Raw genomic sequence first — 18804 nt, 5'->3', positions numbered from 1 at the left:
CTGATCCCGGTTCTGTGCATCGGTGAAACCGAAGCAGAAAACGAAGCGGGCAAAACTGAAGAAGTTTGCGCACGTCAGATCGATGCCGTTCTGAAAACCCAGGGCGCAGCCGCTTTTGAAGGCGTGGTTATCGCTTACGAACCAGTTTGGGCGATCGGTACCGGCAAATCTGCGACCCCAGCGCAGGCTCAGGCCGTTCACAAATTCATCCGTGAGCACATTGCTAAAGCCGACGCGAAAGTGGCTGAGCAGGTTATCATTCAGTACGGCGGTTCCGTGAACGCAGCTAACGCCGCTGAACTGTTCACCCAGCCGGACATCGATGGCGCGCTGGTTGGCGGTGCTTCCCTGAAAGCAGACGCTTTCGCGGTGATCGTGAAAGCAGCAGAAGCCGCTAAACAGGCTTAATTTCCCGCCATGCGAATAAAACCCGGACAGCGCCTGCGCTTCCGGGTTTTTTTATAGTTTCCCCAGCACCTGATACCACGCATAATCCAGCGGCACCAGCAGTAGATAGCTCGCCACCGCCAGCGTCAGACACAGCAGCATTCCGGCCCTGGCCGGCACTTTTCCCAACGCCATCGCGACCACAATCGGCGACGCCTGATAGGGCAACAGCGGCGTGGAGTACCCCAACACCTGAATCATGATGACGCTGAGCAGAGGAAAGCCCGTCGCATCGGCAAAGCTTTGCGCAAAGGTGGTGTAGAGCGCCGGTACGCCGTTGGCGGTCATAATGAAGTTCAGCGCGGTAGTGATGCCGGTCAGCGCCAGGAAACTGGTAAACGGGCGTTGTGCATCGAGCGGCATCACCTGCAACAGCGCCTTACCGACTGCACCACCAATGCCGGTTTGCGTCACGGTGATGGCGAGTCCCAGGATGCCCGCCACGTAAATACAGGTTCGGATATTCACACCCGCTGCAAACTCTTCACCGCTGATGAAGCCCACCCGTGGCAGAAGCGTTACGCAGGCCGCCGCTAAGCCCGTCCACGCCGGGCCAATGCCGTGCCAGCTTTCGCTAACCCATAGCCCCAGCACGACGGCCAACAGCCACGACAGGCGCTTCTCTGCCGCGCTCATCGGCGCTGGTGGAGTGACATCGCCCGGAGGATGTGGTTTACCGGGGAACAGCCAGCAAATCAGCGCCACCAGCAGCGCGCCTTTCAGCCAGCCAAGTACCGGCGTGTGCAGCAGCAGATAAGGCAGATAGTTCAGATGAATGCCATATGCGCCCTCTGCCGCGCCGCTCATCACCAGGTTTGGAACGTTGGCCGGTAAAATGGTGGCGGAGAGCTGAAAGGTGCCGAATCCCACGGCCAGCGCCAGGCCATACCAGGCGCGACTTCCTTCCGCTATACCTGCTCGTGATGCCATCGCCGCCACAATCGGCATCAGTAACGCAATGCGTCCCATGTTCGAGGGCATTACGAACGCCAGCGCATAGCTGAGCAGCACCACGCTTGCCACCATGTGAAACCATGAATCCGTTAGCTTCGCCGAAAGCGCGCGCGCAGCGCGGTCGGCAAGGCCCGTTTTGCGGATGGCGATGCCGAGTACAAATCCGCTGAACACCAGCCAGAATGCCGAAGAGGCGAAGCCGCCAAAGATAACGTCCGGTGGGGCGATTTTGGCCGCCATCGCCACGGTAAAAAACAGCAATGCGGTGATGAATTCTGGCAGAAGCGACGTTGCCCAGAGCACGATCGTGACGCCAACAATCAGCGAAGGTAGAAAAAGCGGGTGGGATAGCCAGAGCGACATACCTGTCTCCTGTCGTTTTTTTCAGCAAGTCTACGACGACAGGAGAGAGAGGTAAACGCCAGAAATGAGGGGGTTATTGCAGAATCGTGCAGCGATGATCCTGAATTTCCTCCGCAGAGGCGCGGTTTAAGGTCAGCAGATTGCGTTCCGTTGCCAGCAGGACGAACGTACCGTCATTCTGCTGCGCCATAGCCAGCGCGAAGCGGCCCATATGGTCGCGGGCTTCCGGTACTTCTTCGGCCAGCATCAGGAACGGACTTTTCTGCGCCAGCTCGTTTTCCGTCACGCGGCGGGCAAGATAGCGGTGATTACGCAGCCCGTCGGGTAGCGGCAGCCAGCGACTGCTGATCGAGGCCATGCTGGCATTAAGCTGTTCACGTACGTCCGGGCGCAGGCAAGAAATATGAATATGAAAATGATTCTGCGTACGGCCGGTGCGGGAATTTAGGGTCAGCGATACCGCTGAATCGGGCACAGGTGAACCGTGGCGCGAGCTCATCACCTGCCGGTTCTGCCAGGCCTGCCAGAAGAAGTTAGGCGTATGCGGGTTCAGCAGCAGCGGACTTTCAGTGCCGTTAATACGATAAGTCGGCATTAGCAGGTATTGCAGCGGGCCGTTGCGGTCTTTAAACAGGACATAGCCGCCCTGCAGATTAACTGCTTCGCACGGCGCGGGGGACTGATTCTGCTGCTGGTTCGGCACGCACTGGTCAATAACAAAATGGCGCAACGCATTGGGATTGCCCGAATGCAGCCAGTACCAGCCTCCGGCAGCCGCTACCACGATAATGATTGTCAGAGTCAGATACTTGATGCGCTTCATTTTCGTTCCCTGTGAATGTTCGTGAGCGAAAGGTTAACGCAAAATGATGACCAAATAAAAACGGCCCCGCAGGGCCGATTTTATTAACGTGATTATCGCTGACTAATCTGATCGAAGGTGCCGCCGTTAGAGAAGTGCTCTTTCTGCGCTTTCGTCCAGCCGCCAAACTCCTGATCGATAGTGAACAGCTTCAGCTTCGGGAATTCGCTTTCGTATTTCTTCGCCACTTCTGCATCCCGCGGGCGGTAGTAGTTTTTCGCCACGATATCCTGGCCCTGTGGCGAATAGAGATACTTCAGATAGGCTTCTGCGACGGTGCGGGTGCCTTTCTTATCAACGACTTTGTCCACCACGGAAACGGTCGGTTCGGCCAGAATCGATTCGCTTGGGGTGACGATTTCAAACTTGTCTTTGCCCAGCTCGTTGGTGGCCAGCAGCGCTTCGTTTTCCCAGGCAATCAGCACGTCACCAATCCCGCGCTCCACGAAGGTATTGGTAGAGCCACGAGCGCCGGAATCCAGCACTTCGACGTTTTTATACAGAGCCTTCACGAAATCCTGTGCTTTAGCCTGATCGTTGTTGTTGTGATGCAGAGCGTAACCCCATGCCGCCAGATAGTTCCAGCGCGCGCCGCCGGAGCTTTTCGGATTCGGGGTGATCACCGACACGCCTGGTTTAACCAGATCGTTCCAGTCATGAATTTGTTTCGGATTGCCTTTGCGCACCAGGAATACGATGGTTGATGTGTACGGCGCGGAGTTATCCGGCAGGCGCTTGAGCCAGTCTTTATTAATGCGGCCACGTTCGGCGATGGCGTCTACGTCGTAGGCCAGCGCCAGCGTCACCACGTCGGCTTCGATACCGTTGATCACTGACGTGGCCTGCTTGCCGGAGCCGCCGTGCGACTGGCGGATGACGACATTGTCGCCGGTTTGCTGTTTCCAGTAGGCGCTGAAGGCCTTGTTATAGTTGTCATACAGTTCACGAGTGGGATCGTACGACACGTTAAGTAACTGAATATCTTTTGCCAGAACGCCGGCGGATGCCAGCAGAAGCGTTAACCCCAGGCCAAACTTGTTCATCGACCGCTCTCTTTTTTGTGGTGGTGTGATGCTGGTAGCCTGCCAGAAACCAAATCAATGATTAAAGAATAAAAAAAGATTGGTTATAACCATATGCAATAACACTCCTGCTGTTTCCCCCGGAGATAAAGTTGAGAGAGGGCTGTGGTTGCCAGTTCTTCTTCAGAAAACTTTATATGTGATCGGACAGGCAGGGAAATTTCTTATTTTCAAGCCGTGCAATCATTCATGAAAGTTCGCAATGCATATCTCATGGTGAGTGGAAAAAACTTTTTTGAAAATAAAAGAGAATGAACGATCTGTGCTGTTTTTATTTTATCATTACTGATGAATATGACCCTTTCATCCTGCCTGTATTTTTAGGAAAATTCATATGAACTCGTTAAATTTCAGATCGAATGATGAAATTTCTTATTACCCTTTCATCATATAACCCTCCCCTTTTAATTTAGGAATATTCATGCGACTTTGTGAAAATTCAGATCGAATTATAGGGTTGCTCATTTGCAATGCATTAATAATGCTTCAAACGTAACGGTTAATTGCAAAAGGCTAATTGTCAGGTTATTCTAGCCGCGCTCGCTGCATGCAATACATTGCATGAAATAAATCGCAAGAAATACATGGCCTCAAGGGTTGGCTATGGCTTCAGGTCACTGAAAAAATAATATTTTTACTTCAACTTTCGCAGAAACAGCCTTCATGAAAGCACACTCTATATGTAACGACAGAATATGATGAAGAAATACCGAATTAAACAAGTCGTATCAGTATTATTTTCGCTATTGCTCGCGGGCTGCACGGTGATTCCAGGCCAGCATCTTAGCACCTCGGGGAAAGCACATATAGAGACGCCAGAAGGCCATTACGATATTAATAAACTGGTGAGCATTTACCCTTTGTCGCCTCAGCTTATCGAGCAGTTACGCTCTGCTCCCGTCATTTCGCGTCAAAACCCCGGGCTTGAATCGCTTATCGGGCGTTATGAATACCGTATTGGCGTGGGTGATGTGCTTATGGTTACCGTTTGGGACCATCCGGAGCTGACTACTCCTGCAGGGCAATATCGCAGCGGGAGCGATACGGGCAGCTGGGTGAAATCTGATGGCACTATTTTTTATCCCTACATTGGCAAAATAAAGGTTGCGGGGAAATCACTGGATGAAATTCGGGACCAAATAAGTCGTGGTCTGGATAAGGTTATCGAAAGCCCGCAGGTAGACGTCAGCGTCGCCTCGTTTCGTTCACAGAAAGCTTATGTTACCGGTGAAGTATCAAAGTCAGGCCAGCAGGCGATCACTAACGTTCCGCTTACGGTTATGGATGCCATCAATGCCGCCGGTGGTCTGACGGCCGACGCCGACTGGCGTAACGTCGTGCTCACCCACAACGGTACCGATACCCGAATTTCGCTGTATGCCCTCCTCCAGAAAGGTGATTTAACGCAAAACCACCTGCTTTATCCCGGAGACATCCTTTTCGTGCCGCGCAATGACGATCTCAAAGTCTTTGTTATGGGTGAGGTAGGTAAACAAAGCACGCTGAAAATGGACCGCAGCGGCATGACCCTCGCGGAGGCGCTGGGCAGCGCCGAAGGTATCAGCCAGAGCATGGCAGATGCTTCCGGGGTATTTGTTATTCGCCAGAAGAGCAAAAAGGATGACGGTAAAATTGCCAATATTTACCAGCTCAATGCGCAGGACGCTTCCGCCATGGTGCTGAGCACAGAATTCCAGCTTCAGCCCTACGACATCGTTTATGTCACTTCAGCGCCGCTGGTGAGGTGGAATCGCGTGGTATCTCAGCTGGTTCCCACCATCTCCGGCGTTCACGATCTGACCGAGACCGCCCGCTATTTCCGCACCTGGTAACGCTGATGCCGAGCAAAATTCTGGTGGTTTGTACGGGGAATATTTGCCGCTCGCCAATGGGAGAGCGGTTCTTCCGGGTTCTGCTACCGCATAAAAAGATTGATTCTGCCGGGACGGTCGCACTGATCAACCACGGTGCCGATGCAGACGCTCAGCGCATGGCAAAAAAATTCGGCATCTCGCTCGACGGGCACCGGGGGCGCCAGTTCACGCCGGAGCTCAGCGTCAGATATGACCTGATTCTGGTGATGGAAAAAGCGCACTTAAGACAGATCGCCCACATTGCGCCAGAGGCGAGAAGCAAAGCCATGCTGCTTGGATACTGGTTCAACCAAATGGACATTCCCGACCCCTGGCACAAAAGCGATGAAGCCTTCGACCATATCTTTCAGCTCATTGAGCGGTCATGCCAGGCCTGGGCCAGCAAATTCACCGGTTAACTTTAGGAAATCACTCGATGTCTTCTGCATCAACCGCAACCCAAAAGCCTCAGGAGAGCGTCCGGGAAATCGATCTGCTTGCTCTCTTAGCTGAACTTGCCGAACACTGGAAGTGTATTGCTTTCGTCACGGCTTTGTTCACGCTGGTTGCTCTGCTTTATGCCTTATCCGCAACGCCTCTCTACCAGGCCAATGCGCTCATTCAGATTGAACAAAAGCAGGGAAATGTGTTGTTGGGCAGCCTGAGCCAGATGCTGCCCGATAGCCAGCCGCAGTCAGCTCCCGAAATTACCCTGCTGCAGTCACGCATGCTGCTTGGACAAACTGTCGATGCGCTGAATCTTCAGACGCAAATCATGCCGAGGCAGATGCCGATCGTCGGCAAAATAATGTCAAAAATCACAGCTTCTGAGCCGATGGAGATCAAAATTGCGGAATTTGAGCTGCCTATGACCAGTACAGGGAGCGCAACCGCAACGCTGAAAGTCATTTCAAAGCATGAGTATCTGCTCTCAGGTGAAGGGTTCGAGATTGCCGGCCAGACGGGAAAGCCGCTGCAAAAAGAGGGCGTTTCCCTTCTGGTGACGGCCATCAATGCTGAACCCGGATCCAGGTTCACGCTCACCCGATACACCCGTCTGAAAGCCATTACCGATTTACAGAAAGCCTTTAGCGTCCAGGAACGAGGCAGAGATACCGGGATGCTCGACCTGACGATGGTCGGCGAAGATCCGGAGCTGATTACGGCGATTCTCAACAGCATCAGCGACAGCTATCTCGCACAGAATATCGCCCGCCAGGCCGCGCAGGACGCAAAGAGCCTTGAGTTTCTTGACTCGCAATTGCCGAAAATACGCAGCGATCTGAATAGTGCTGAAGACAAGCTCAACGAGTACCGCAAACAGAAGGATTCCGTTGACTTAAATATGGAAGCCCGGTCAGTACTTGAACAGATAGTCAACGCCGACAATCAGCTCAACGAGCTGACCTTCCGGGAAGCAGAAGTGTCGCAGCTGTACAAAAAGGATCACCCGACCTACCGGGCCTTACTGGAAAAGCGTCAAACGCTGCAAAACGAAAAAGTAAAGCTGAACAAGCGTATCAGCGCCATGCCAGCCACTCAGCAGGAAGTACTGCGCCTGAGCCGTGATGTCGATTCCGGTCGCGCCGTCTATTTACAGCTCCTGAATCGTCAGCAGGAACTGAACGTGGCTAAATCCAGCGCGATTGGCAACGTCAGGATCATTGATGACGCCATCACGTTACCCAGCCCTGTCAAACCGAAAAAGGCGCTTATTGTTCTTGTCGGTATGATGATGGGAGGCGCATTTTCCGTAGCGGGCATTCTGCTAAAAGCGGCGCTTCATCAGGGGCTGGAATCTCCTGAACAGCTCGAAGAGGGAGGGATTAGCGTTTACGCCTGCGTGCCTTACTCTGAATGGTTGGGCAAACATAGCGGCAGAAGCAAAAAGAGCACGCCCGATATCCTTCTGGCAACGCAAAATCCGGCAGATATTGCGATAGAGACTATCAGAGGTCTGCGTACCAGCCTGCACTTCACCATGATGGATGCGAGGAACAACCTGTTGATGATCTCCGGTGTAAGCCCGGGCTCAGGGAAAACCTTTATCAGCAGCAACCTGGCAACCGTGGTGGCGCAAACGCAAAAAAGGGTCTTACTGATTGATGCCGATATGCGAAAAGGTTATTTACATCAGCTGTTTGGCGTGGAAGAAACTCCCGGGCTTTCCGACATTCTCAATGGCAAAGCTACCTTTGCACAGACCGTTGTCACCCTTCCGGAAGCGGACATCGACTTCATTACTCGCGGGCACACGCCTTCCAACCCGGCGGAACTGCTGATGAGTCCAGGCTTCAAAAGTTTGCTCGATGAAGTGTCGCCTCTGTACGATCTGGTCATCATCGACACGCCGCCAGCGATGGCGGTGACAGATGCAACAGTGGTGGGCCGCTATACGGGCACCGTTTTGATGGTCGCGCGTTTTGAAGACAATACAGCCAAAGAAGTTATTGCCAGCACGCGCCGGTTTGAACAGGATGGCGTGTCAGTTGAAGGATGGATCCTGAACGGTATCCGCAAGAAAACCAGCGGCTATTATGCGTACGGTTACAGCCCCCATCCTTACGCTTATCACGATAAAAAATGAGTAAACGCTGGCAGCAAAACAAAACACCCTTCTGACGAAGGGTGTAGTGGGAAATCAGACTTCTTCCATGCGGCCCAGCAGCGCCTGTAAACGCTCCTGCCAGCCGTGCTGCTGTTCTTTCAGCTGGTTGTTTTCGCGTTCCAGATCTTCGCGGCTGTGCGCAGCGTTCTGCACTTCCTGAGCCAGCGTATTGTTCTTCTCTTTCAGCTCTTCGATTTCCATCTGCAGCAGGGTGATGGTATCAATCGCCTGCTGTACTTTAGATTCCAGTTTCTCAAACACTTCTAATGACATCGTCATACCTCTCCTGAATTTGCAAGGCGTTGATCTCGGCCCGGAACCCCGGCGACGCCTTAACGAAAATAAGCGCACTGCTGTGCCTCGATTGTATGGAGCGCCGTGCTCCCTGTCCAGCGCCGGGGCGCGCAGATTGCGGTTTGCAACACTTTTCAGCCTCGTCCTGGAACGTTCGCCGCAAAATCCCCTCAATTGTTAATCTGTTCGTTACATAAATGAGCCCGCTTGCGGATTGACAACGGTCAAAATGCGCACTTCATAGCGCGAAAACGCTCATTTTATTGACGAGGTACACAGATTTTGATTTCGATATTTCTCGTTTTTGTTCGTTAACGATAAATTAACACTATGCCTACATGGCAACATGGTCGTCTCCGACCTCCATGTTCACAATAATCATTAATCCATTAGTCTTCAGGATCCGATCATGAGTCAAACATCAACCTTAAAAGGCCAGTGCATTGCCGAGTTCCTTGGTACCGGGTTGTTGATCTTCTTCGGTGTTGGATGCGTGGCCGCGCTAAAAGTTGCAGGCGCGACCTTCGGTCAATGGGAAATCAGTATTATCTGGGGCTTAGGGGTGGCGATGGCCATTTACCTGACCGCAGGGGTTTCCGGCGCACACCTTAATCCGGCCGTTACCATTGCCCTCTGGCTGTTTGCCTGTTTCGACGGGCGTAAAGTTGTTCCCTTCATTGTTTCGCAATTTGCCGGCGCGTTTTGCGCAGCGTCGCTGGTTTACGGGCTTTATTACAATCTTTTCATCGACTTCGAACACACGCACAATATGGTGCGCGGCAGCGTCGAAAGTCTGGATCTGGCAGGCATTTTCTCCACGTATCCCAATCCGCATATCAATTTTGTGCAGGCCTTCGCGGTAGAAATGGTCATTACCGCTATCCTGATGGGCGTTATTCTGGCGCTGACGGACGACGGCAACGGCGTACCGCGCGGACCGATGGCACCGCTGCTGATTGGTTTGCTGATTGCGGTTATTGGTGCATCCATGGGGCCGCTGACCGGCTTTGCGATGAACCCGGCGCGTGACCTTGGCCCGAAAACGTTCGCCTGGCTTGCCGGCTGGGGCGAAGTGGCCTTTACCGGCGGCAAAGACATTCCTTATTTTGTGGTGCCGCTGTTCGCACCGATTGTCGGTGCATCGCTCGGTGCCTTCGGCTATCGCAAGCTGATTGGCCGCCATTTACCGTGCGACGTCTGCGAGGTGGAAGAGAAAGAGACCACCGCCAGCACCACACAACAGAAAGCTTCGCTGTAATCTGACTACGGGACTTAGCATTATGACTGACAAAAAATACATCGTTGCGCTCGATCAGGGTACAACCAGCTCCCGCGCCGTTGTCATGGATCACGACGCCAATATCGTCAGCGTTTCGCAGCGCGAATTCGAACAAATTTATCCGAAGCCAGGCTGGGTTGAGCACGACCCGATGGAGATCTGGGCTTCGCAAAGCTCCACGCTGATTGAAGTGCTGGCGAAAGCCGATATCAGCTCCGACGAAGTGGCTGCCATCGGCATCACCAACCAGCGTGAAACCGCCATTGTCTGGGATAAAGAAACCGGCAAGCCGATTTATAACGCCATCGTCTGGCAGTGCCGTCGTACCGCTGATATCTGCGAGCAGCTCAAGCGTGATGGCATGGAAGAGTACGTGCGCAAAGCGACAGGTCTGGTGATCGACCCGTACTTCTCCGGTACCAAAGTGAAGTGGATACTCGACCACGTGGAAGGCGCTCGCGAGCGTGCCAAACGCGGTGAGCTGCTGTTCGGCACAGTCGACACGTGGCTTATCTGGCGTATGACTCAGGGCCGCGTGCACGTTACTGACTACACCAACGCCTCGCGCACCATGCTGTTCAACATCCACGATCTCGACTGGGATGACAAAATGCTCGATGCGCTGGATATCCCGCGCGCCATGCTGCCGGACGTGCGCAAATCCTCCGAAGTCTATGGTCAGACCAACATCGGTGGTAAAGGCGGCACGCGTATTCCTATCGCCGGGATCGCCGGTGACCAGCAGGCGGCGCTGTTCGGCCAGCTGTGCGTTAAGGAAGGGATGGCGAAAAACACCTACGGCACCGGCTGCTTTATGCTGATGAACACCGGTGAAACGGCGGTGAAATCCGAGCATGGCCTGCTGACGACTATCGCCTGCGGTCCGGCCGGTGAAGTGAACTATGCGCTGGAAGGTGCGGTGTTCATGGCGGGCGCGTCCATTCAGTGGCTGCGCGACGAAATGAAGCTGATTAACGACGCGTTCGATTCCGAATATTTTGCTACCAAGGTGAACGACACCAACGGTGTGTACGTGGTTCCGGCCTTCACCGGTCTCGGCGCACCGTATTGGGATCCATACGCTCGCGGGGCAATCTTCGGCCTGACGCGCGGCGTGAACTCCAACCACATCATTCGTGCGACACTGGAATCCATCGCCTACCAGACGCGCGACGTGCTGGAAGCGATGCAGGCGGACTCGGGTATTCGACTGCACGCCCTGCGTGTGGACGGCGGCGCGGTTGCCAATAACTTCCTGATGCAGTTCCAGTCAGACATTCTCGGCACGCGCGTTGAGCGTCCGGAAGTGCGTGAAGTCACAGCGCTTGGCGCAGCGTATCTCGCCGGGCTGGCGGTTGGCTTCTGGCAGAATCTGGACGAGCTGAAGGAGAAAGCGGTGATTGAGCGTGAGTTCCGTCCGGGGATTGAAACCACCGAGCGCAACTACCGCTACAGCGGCTGGAAAAAAGCGGTTAAACGCGCGATGGCGTGGGAAGATCACGAGTAGCTGCAAGGGCTGAATGCCCGGTGGCGCTTGTGCTTACCGGGCCTGCAAAGCAGCATATCGCGTTGATATCGCAGGCCGGGCAAGCGTTAGCACCGCCCGGCTTTTTTATTAGCCAAACATCGGCAGCATCAGTAAAAGCAGGTATAAGCCCTCAAAGCGGCGGCCCTTCGTCAGAACCTGAAAAAGCAGAATAAAGGACTGTAGGCTTATTCATCCTTAGTCTATTGAAGGCAACCGTTTGCTTTTGCCTGGCAGTCCGTTAAAATCCCCCCTTTTCCACCACGGGATTGCCTCTGAAAATGTCAGTGAACACCATCGAAGCTGAAAATGCGCAACCGATTGCGCAGAAAAACAACAGCGAGCTTATCTATCGTCTTGAAGACCGTCCACCGCTGCCGCAGACGCTGTTTGCCGCCTTCCAGCACCTGCTGGCGATGTTTGTCGCGGTGATCACGCCGGCGCTGCTGATTTGCCAGGCGCTCGGTTTACCGGCGCAGGATACGCAGCACATCATCAGCATGTCGCTGTTTGCTTCAGGCGTGGCGTCCATTATTCAGATCAAAGCCTGGGGGCCGGTGGGCTCCGGTCTGCTTTCCATTCAGGGCACCAGCTTTAACTTCGTCGCGCCGCTTATTATGGGTGGCACTGCGCTGAAAACCGGCGGTGCAGACGTACCGACGATGATGGCGGCGCTGTTCGGCACCCTGATGCTGGCGAGCTTCACCGAGATGGCGCTTTCCCGCGTGCTGCATCTGGCGCGCCGTATCATCACGCCGCTGGTGTCCGGCGTGGTGGTCATGATTATCGGCCTGTCGCTGATTCAGGTAGGGTTGACGTCTATCGGTGGTGGCTACGCCGCAATGGCCGATCACAGCTTCGGTGCGCCGAAAAACCTGCTGCTGGCGGGCATCGTGCTGGCCATTATCATTGTGCTGAACCGCCAGCGTAACCCGTACCTGCGCATCGCCTCGCTGGTGATCGCCATGGCAGCAGGCTATGCCGCTGCCTGGGTAATGGGTATGCTGCCGGAAACGGCGCCGACCAACAGCCCGATGATAATGGTGCCGACGCCGCTCTATTATGGCCTCGGTATTGACTGGAACCTGCTGCTGCCGCTGATGCTGGTGTTTATGATCACCTCGCTGGAAACCATCGGCGACATTACCGCCACCTCCGACGTTTCCGAGCAGCCCGTCTCCGGCCCGGTCTATATGAAGCGCCTGAAAGGCGGCGTGCTGGCGAACGGCCTGAACTCCTGCGTTTCAGCCATCTTCAACACCTTCCCGAACTCCTGCTTCGGCCAGAACAACGGCGTGATCCAGCTGACCGGCGTTGCCAGCCGCTACGTGGGCTTTGTGGTGGCGCTGATGCTGATCGTACTCGGCCTGTTCCCGGCGGTGAGCGGCTTCGTGCAGCACATTCCTGAGCCCGTTCTTGGCGGCGCAACGCTGGTGATGTTCGGTACTATCGCCGCTTCCGGCGTGCGTATCGTTTCCCGCGAGCCGCTGAACCGTCGCGCAATCCTGATTATCGCGCTGTCGCTGGCCGTCGGCCTTGGCGTGTCTCAGCAGCCGATGATCCTGCAGTTTGCTCCGGACTGGCTGAAAAACCTGCTCTCCTCCGGCATCGCTGCGGGCGGTATTACCGCCATCATCCTGAACCTGGTCTTCCCGCCAGAGAAGAACTGACCTGCATCACGGCGGCGCTCTGCGGGCCGCCGTGAAACCTTCTTATACGAATCCCTCCTTGAGGATTGCGCACAAATCGTGCATAACTCCCTTATGTGCCCTTCACTGGATGGAAGACGATGAAATTTATCGGGAAGCTGCTGCTCTGGCTGCTCATCGCGCTGTTGCTGGTTGTGCTGGCGTTCTACTTTTTGCTGCAAACCCGCTGGGGGGCGCGTGAAGTCAGCGGCTGGATTTCGGCCAATACCGATTACCACATCGCCTTTGACGCGATGGATCATCGCTTCTCTTCTCCCTCGCACGTCCTGCTGAGAAACGTCACCTTTGGCCGCGACGGCAAACCCGCCACGCTGGTCGCCAAAACGGTGGATATCGGCCTCGGCAGTCGCCAAATCACCGACCCGCTGCACGCCGACACCATCACCTTGCAGGACGGTACGCTGAACCTGTCGCCTTCTACCGCGCCGTTCCCGTTTGAAGCCGATACGCTGCAGCTCAGCAATATGGCGTTCAACAGCCCGGAAACCGGCTGGGTGCTGAGCGCGCAGCGCGTCACCGGCGGCGTCTCGCCGTGGGTACCGGAAGCGGGGAATGTGCTTGGCAAGCAAACGCAGATTCAGATGAGCGCAGGCTCGATGACCCTGAACGGTATTCCGGCGGAAAACGTGCTGATTCAGGGCAGCATCGATAATGGCGTAGTCACGCTTGGCACGATTGGCGCAGACATTGCGCGCGGCTCGCTCACCGGAAATGCGAAGCGCAACGCCGACGGCAGCTGGCTGGTCGACAGCCTCCGCCTGACCGACATCCGCATGCAGAGCGACAAATCCCTGAAAGATTTCTTTGCCCCGCTGACCACCGTCCCGTCGCTCACTATCGGCAGCCTGGAAGTGACGGACGCGCGCCTGCAAGGGCCGGACTGGGCAATTGCTGATTTAGATCTCAGCCTGCGCAACCTCACCCTGAGCCAGGGCGGCTGGAACAGCGACGGCGGGCGCCTGTCGATGAACGCCGACGAATTTATCTATGGCTCGCTGCATCTGCTTGATCCTATTTTCAACGCAGAGTTTTCGCCACAGGGCGTGGCGCTGCGCCAGTTTACCTCGCGCTGGGAAGGCGGCATGGTGCGCACCTCCGGAAACTGGTTACGCAACGGTAATGCGCTGGTGCTGGATGACACCGCTATCGCCGGGCTGGAATACACCCTGCCGTCGAACTGGAAAACATTGTGGATGGATCCGCTCCCCGCCTGGCTGCAAAGCGTGACGTTGAGCAAATTCACCGCCAGCCGCAACCTGGTGATCGACATCGACCCGACCTTCCCGTGGCAGGTTACTTCTCTGGATGGCTACGGCGACAACCTGCAGATCGCGAAGAACGGAAGCTGGGGCGTGTGGAGCGGTAATGCTGCGCTGAACGCCGCCGCTGCTACTTTTAACCGTGTGGACGTGCGCCGTCCTTCGCTGAAGCTGGTCGCCAGCCCGTCTCAGGTGAACATCACCGAACTGAGCGCCTTCACCGAGAAAGGGATTCTGGAAGCCACGGCAGGCGTGTCGCAGCTGCCGCAGCGTGAAGCCGCCATCAGCCTCAACGGTCGCGGCGTGCCGCTGAATATTCTTGAAGCCTGGGGCTGGCCGGTGCTGCCGATTAGCGGCGACGGTAATCTTCAGCTGCGCGCCAGCGGGAAGGTGCAGGCCAGCACGCCGTTAAAACCGACCGTTAGCGGGCAGCTGCACGCGGTGAATATGAACAAGCAGGAAGTGACGCAAACCATGACCAACGGCGAAGTGAGCACCGCGACGCCGGTTGTGCCAGCGCCAACGGAGGCGGCTCCGGTTCCAGCCGCTCCGGCGCAGTAATTTCCCCCTCACCCTGACCCTCTCCCTCAGGGAGAGGGGATAAACCTGGTTTCGTCTTCGACTCCTGTCATCTTTTCTCCCTCGCCCCTGTGGGGAGAGGGCCGGGGTGAGGGGAACAGGCCGCACTTTCTTCTCCCTCTTCCCGCTGGGGAGGGTCCGCACCGATAGTTGCCAAAACGTTAAATGCGTCACAGTTAAAATGCTACACTGCGCAACTTTCCTTCCGAAATTGCGCAGGTGAACGATGAGCGAATGTACCGAAACCCTTCCTCGCAGTGAGGCGTTGACCCGCCCAAACTGGTCGGCGGTCTTTGCCGTCGCGTTTTGCGTTGCCTGCCTGATTACCGTTGAATTTCTGCCGGTGAGCCTGCTGACGCCGATGGCGCAGGATCTCGGTATTACCGAAGGTGTTGCGGGTCAGTCGGTCACCACCACCGCGTTCGTGGCGATGTTCGCTAGCCTGTTTGTCACGCATATCATTGGCCGCACCGACCGTCGCTATGTGGTGATCCTGTTCTCCGTGCTGCTGACGATCTCCTGCCTGCTGGTGTCGTTTGCTTCCAGCTTCAGTCTGCTTCTGCTGGGCCGCGCCTGTCTGGGGCTGGCGCTCGGTGGCTTCTGGGCCATGTCTGCGTCACTGACGATGCGCCTGGTGCCTGCACGCCTCGTGCCGAAAGCGCTGTCGATTATTTTTGGTGCGGTGTCTATTGCGTTGGTGATCGCTGCCCCGCTCGGCAGTTTTTTAGGCGGCATCATCGGCTGGCGCAACGTCTTTAACGGCGCGGCTTTGATGGGCCTGCTATGTGTTCTCTGGGTATGGAAAGCGCTGCCGTCGCTGCCGGGAGAAAGTGGGCAAAAGGCCAATATGTTCGGGTTGTTAAAGCGTCCGGGCGTGCTGGCCGGGATGACGGCCATTTTCATGGCCTTCGCCGGGCAGTTTGCATTTTTCACCTACATTCGCCCGGTGTTTATGACCCTTGCCGGGTTTGATGTCGACGGCCTGACGCTGGTGCTGCTGAGCTTCGGGATTGCGAGCTTTGTTGGCACGTCGCTGTCCGCGCCGATCCTCAAATACTCGGTGAAAGCGGCGCTGGCCTGCGCACCGCTTATTCTTGCGGTGAGTGCAGCAGTGCTGATTTTGTGGGGAAGCGAGAAAGCCGTGGCGGCCACGGTGGCCATTGTCTGGGGATTTGCCTTTGCGCTGGTGCCGGTTGGCTGGTCAACGTGGATCACCCGCTCGCTCTCGGACCAGGCAGAAAAGGCGGGGTCGATTCAGGTGGCGGTGATTCAGCTCGCCAACACCTGCGGGGCGGCGATTGGCGGCGTGGCGCTCGACCATTTCGGCCTGCTGTCACCGCTTATGCTTTCAGGTTCGCTGATGCTGCTTACCGCGCTGCTGGTGGCGACAAAAGTCCGGATGAAATAACCCTTTCTGCCCGGATCACATATCCGGGCACTGAATCTGCCCGATGGCATTCCAGTAGTTCTTCTGGTTATTCCGATCCAGCGCGATGGTCGCGTCGCGAACGTGCATTTTGTTCTCTTCACTGGCGAGAATTTTATTGCTGAAGTCAGCGTCGCTCATGTTTTTGCCCGGGGTGCAGGTTTTCTTCACGTCCTTCATCACCTGCTGCTTTTGCTGCTCAAACTGCAGGCTCTTCATCGGCGAATCGGCGAACGCCGCCGGGACGGCCAGCGTCGCCAGCAAACACAGAAATGGAACGGTTTTCATTACGTAGCCCTTCTTCTGCAACATCATCCCTTAACTCTATATCCTCGCATCCTGATGCGCAAATTTTCGCCAGATAATTTATTTTTAAATCAGTGAATTAGGAAAATTATCGTCCAAAGGCATGATTGACAGCCTCTGCCGTCAACCAAGCCGGGCGTGACGACGCGAATCCAGCGAAATCAGGATAACCGAGGAGAGGATCAGCAGCGTGCCAATCCAGTCCGGCAGCGCGAAGCTGACGCCGAGCAGCAGCACCGATAAAAACGCGCTGCTCAGCGGTTCGGCACAGCTGAGGATGCTGGCTTTCGGACCACCGATCATCTGCGCGCCTTTCAGATAGAGACTGAACGTCAGCGACGTGCCAATCACCACCAGATAGAAAAACGCCAGTAGCAGGCTGCCGTTAATCACAAAATGCATCCCGTCGCCCACATAAAACGGCAGCAAAAACGCCCCGCCGATAAGCATGCTCCAGCCAACGATCGGCAGCGTGCCATAGCGTGCGATAAGCGTCGAAGGATAGGTAGTATAGAAGGCGGCAGCGAAGGCCGACGCGATGCCCCAGAACACCGCAGCCGGAGAAACCGAAAGCGAAGTCGGATCGCCGTGGGTCACCAATAAAAATGTGCCGATAAGTGAGGTGAAAATGGCGGCAAACACCAGCCCGCCGGGGCGGGATTTCCGCGCGAGGGCGAACCAGGCCACGATGATCGTCGGCGACAGAAACTGAAGCACGGTCGCCGTCGCGGCGTTGGATTTTTCGATGGTCATCAGGAAAGTGAGCTGCACCGTCAGCGCGCCGACGAGGGAAAACAGCAGCAGGCTCAGCGCATCTTTGCGGTTTTTCAGGATGCGGAAAATGTTATCGCCGTGGACGAAGCCGAGCATCAGCAAAATCAGCCCCGCGAAAATCAGACGCACCATCGTCAGGAACGGCGACGACATCTGACTCTGCTCCATAATGTACTGCGCACACACGCCTGAACTGCCCCAGAGTATGGCGGCGATCAGCACGTTCAGCATCCCTTTGCGGGTGGCTCCCATCTTGTCCTCAACAACCTGATAACGTTGCGGCGATGATAGCACAGGGTGGAGCGGACCGATTGCCGCCCTCTGATTTAGGGTAGTATGAGCTGTCGAAACCATGATGAGGGAGAGCGGCGATGAAAATCGAGGTAAAAGAGCAGATTACCCCTGAGGATCAGGAAGAATTATTTGATGGACTGCGCGCTTATAACAGCCAGTTTATCGATATCAGCGACTGGTACAGCCTCGGCGTCTATGCCCGCGATGACAACGGCGTGATGCTCGGCGGCCTGATTGGTAAACGCAAGGGCGACTGGCTGTGCATTGATTTTCTGTGGGTCAGCGAAGCGGCGCGCGGCACCGGCCTTGGCAGCGAGCTTATCCGTACCGCTGAAGCGCGCATTCTTGAATGGGGCTGTCGCCATATGCTGGTCGATACCGCCAGCTTCCAGGCGCTGCCGTTCTACCAGAAATGCGGCTTCACCCTGCACAACAGCATTCAGGACTTCCCGTATCAGGGCATGCAGCGCCACTACCTGACCAAATCGCTTTAACCGCCGATCCCCTGACCCATGATCGCCAGCGCATGGCGTACGATGGCGTCGGGGGAGATATTTTTCATCCGCTCATCGGTGCGCAGCCGGGAGAACGGCACCAGCACCAGGCTAATCAGCGTGGTGGTGAGCAGTTCCGGCGACAGCGAGCGATTCAGTTTCCCGCTCTCCTGCCAGCCGGTGATGATGCTCAGCATTTTGTGGAACTTCTCATCGCCGAAGCGGGCGTGCATGTGCTGGCGCAGAATCGGCATCTCGCCAATCATCTCCTGCATCCACAGCGGCGCGAACCAGTCGTTTTGCTCCGCGAGCTCCGCCAGCACTCTCACCATCAGCGTTAGTGACCTTACCGGGTCGTCCGGATATTCGCTGAACGCCAGGCTAATACGATTGCGCAACGGCATAAAACGCTCTTCGAGCAGCCTGTCGACCAGCGCTTCTCGGGAGGTGAAATAGTAGTGCAGCATTGCCGGGGTGACGCCCGCCTCTTTGGCAATCGCGTTCAGCGACACGCGCGCGATGCCCTGGCGGGCAAACAGCATCAGCGCGATGTCCATCAGCTGTTCCCGGTTGTCGGCCCCGGCTTTCTTCCCGCGCGGGCGACCGGGACGGCGTGGATTATCGGATTGTTCTTTGTCTTTCTGTGCTGACATTCGCGGAGGATCCCTTGACCGGATTCATAACTTACATGAATAT

At 55.8% G+C, this 18804-nt stretch carries 17 protein-coding genes; 10 read left to right on the top strand and 7 right to left on the bottom strand.

From position 1 onward, the window contains the following. Positions 1–408, top strand: a 408-nt coding sequence (gene tpiA, locus RTU33_RS19380; protein ID WP_312629533.1) for a triose-phosphate isomerase, incomplete at its 5' end; no start/stop codon positions are given. A gap of 51 nt (positions 409–459) precedes the next feature. Here tpiA and RTU33_RS19375 read toward each other — a convergent pair. The 3 genes from RTU33_RS19375 to RTU33_RS19365 form a co-directional block, all read right to left on the bottom strand. Then, a complete protein-coding gene (locus tag RTU33_RS19375; protein WP_312629532.1) occupies positions 460–1764 on the bottom strand; it encodes an SLC13 family permease in 1305 nt (434 codons plus the stop codon). A 73-nt stretch (positions 1765–1837) separates the two neighbouring features. Beyond that, positions 1838–2587: a CDP-diacylglycerol diphosphatase gene (locus RTU33_RS19370; RefSeq protein ID WP_312629531.1), complete on the bottom strand. Its 750-nt coding sequence runs from the start codon at positions 2585–2587 to the stop codon at positions 1838–1840. Between the two features lie 92 nt (positions 2588–2679). After that, positions 2680–3669 carry a sulfate ABC transporter substrate-binding protein gene (locus RTU33_RS19365; RefSeq protein ID WP_312629530.1) on the bottom strand — a complete coding sequence of 330 codons (990 nt, stop codon included), beginning with the start codon at positions 3667–3669 and terminating at the stop codon, positions 2680–2682. Between the two features lie 737 nt (positions 3670–4406). On the opposite strand from RTU33_RS19365, the gene RTU33_RS19360 reads away from it, so the two are divergent. Genes RTU33_RS19360 through RTU33_RS19350 form a run of 3 tightly spaced genes read left to right on the top strand, consistent with a single transcriptional unit; the run spans position 4407 to position 8148 of the window. Further along, positions 4407–5540 (top strand): polysaccharide export protein, encoded by a 1134-nt coding sequence (locus tag RTU33_RS19360; protein WP_312629535.1) that lies wholly within the window; start codon positions 4407–4409, stop codon positions 5538–5540. Between the two features lie 5 nt (positions 5541–5545). After that, positions 5546–5980 (top strand): low molecular weight protein-tyrosine-phosphatase, encoded by a 435-nt coding sequence (locus RTU33_RS19355; protein ID WP_312629528.1) that lies wholly within the window; start codon positions 5546–5548, stop codon positions 5978–5980. Positions 5981–5997: 17 nt separating this feature from the next. Beyond that, a complete protein-coding gene (locus RTU33_RS19350) occupies positions 5998–8148 on the top strand; it encodes a polysaccharide biosynthesis tyrosine autokinase (RefSeq protein ID WP_312629527.1) in 2151 nt (716 codons plus the stop codon). 54 nt (positions 8149–8202) lie between these two features. On the opposite strand, the gene zapB is transcribed toward RTU33_RS19350, so the two are convergent. Further along, positions 8203–8448 (bottom strand): septal ring assembly protein ZapB, encoded by a 246-nt coding sequence (zapB, locus tag RTU33_RS19345; RefSeq protein ID WP_312629526.1) that lies wholly within the window; start codon positions 8446–8448, stop codon positions 8203–8205. A gap of 424 nt (positions 8449–8872) precedes the next feature. Between zapB and RTU33_RS19340 the strand changes: the two genes are divergently transcribed. The 5 genes from RTU33_RS19340 (at position 8873) to nepI (ending at position 16222) form a co-directional block, all read left to right on the top strand. Beyond that, positions 8873–9721: an MIP/aquaporin family protein gene (locus tag RTU33_RS19340; RefSeq protein ID WP_312629525.1), complete on the top strand. Its 849-nt coding sequence runs from the start codon at positions 8873–8875 to the stop codon at positions 9719–9721. A 22-nt stretch (positions 9722–9743) separates the two neighbouring features. After that, complete coding sequence (glpK, locus tag RTU33_RS19335) at positions 9744–11249, top strand: glycerol kinase GlpK (RefSeq protein WP_312629524.1); 1506 nt, start codon at positions 9744–9746, stop codon at positions 11247–11249. Between the two features lie 299 nt (positions 11250–11548). Beyond that, the gene (locus RTU33_RS19330; RefSeq protein ID WP_312629522.1) at positions 11549–12937 is read left to right on the top strand and encodes an NCS2 family protein; all 1389 of its coding nucleotides are present in this window, start codon (positions 11549–11551) and stop codon (positions 12935–12937) included. 119 nt (positions 12938–13056) lie between these two features. Then, positions 13057–14796, top strand: a complete 1740-nt coding sequence (locus tag RTU33_RS19325; RefSeq protein ID WP_312629521.1) for an AsmA family protein — start codon at positions 13057–13059, stop codon at positions 14794–14796. Between the two features lie 244 nt (positions 14797–15040). Continuing rightward, positions 15041–16222 (top strand): purine ribonucleoside efflux pump NepI, encoded by a 1182-nt coding sequence (gene nepI, locus RTU33_RS19320; protein ID WP_312629520.1) that lies wholly within the window; start codon positions 15041–15043, stop codon positions 16220–16222. A 15-nt stretch (positions 16223–16237) separates the two neighbouring features. Here nepI and RTU33_RS19315 read toward each other — a convergent pair whose 3' ends face one another. Together RTU33_RS19315 and RTU33_RS19310 are read right to left on the bottom strand one after the other, a co-directional pair. Continuing rightward, positions 16238–16528, bottom strand: a complete 291-nt coding sequence (locus tag RTU33_RS19315) for a YicS family protein (protein ID WP_312629519.1) — start codon at positions 16526–16528, stop codon at positions 16238–16240. Positions 16529–16669: 141 nt separating this feature from the next. Next, a complete protein-coding gene (locus tag RTU33_RS19310) occupies positions 16670–17572 on the bottom strand; it encodes a DMT family transporter (RefSeq protein ID WP_312629518.1) in 903 nt (300 codons plus the stop codon). A 119-nt stretch (positions 17573–17691) separates the two neighbouring features. On the opposite strand from RTU33_RS19310, the gene RTU33_RS19305 reads away from it, so the two are divergent. Further along, the gene (locus RTU33_RS19305; protein ID WP_312629517.1) at positions 17692–18108 is read left to right on the top strand and encodes a GNAT family N-acetyltransferase; all 417 of its coding nucleotides are present in this window, start codon (positions 17692–17694) and stop codon (positions 18106–18108) included. On the opposite strand, the gene RTU33_RS19300 is transcribed toward RTU33_RS19305, so the two are convergent. After that, complete coding sequence (locus RTU33_RS19300) at positions 18105–18761, bottom strand: TetR/AcrR family transcriptional regulator (protein WP_312629516.1); 657 nt, start codon at positions 18759–18761, stop codon at positions 18105–18107. The genes RTU33_RS19305 and RTU33_RS19300 overlap by 4 nt on opposite strands. Positions 18762–18804: the final 43 nt, after the last annotated feature.

This window comes from Scandinavium sp. (assembly GCF_032012665.1).
GTDB lineage: Bacteria > Pseudomonadota > Gammaproteobacteria > Enterobacterales > Enterobacteriaceae > Scandinavium.
The sequence above is the reverse complement of the archived record's forward strand: the minus strand, read 5'-3'. Positions and strand labels throughout refer to the sequence as shown.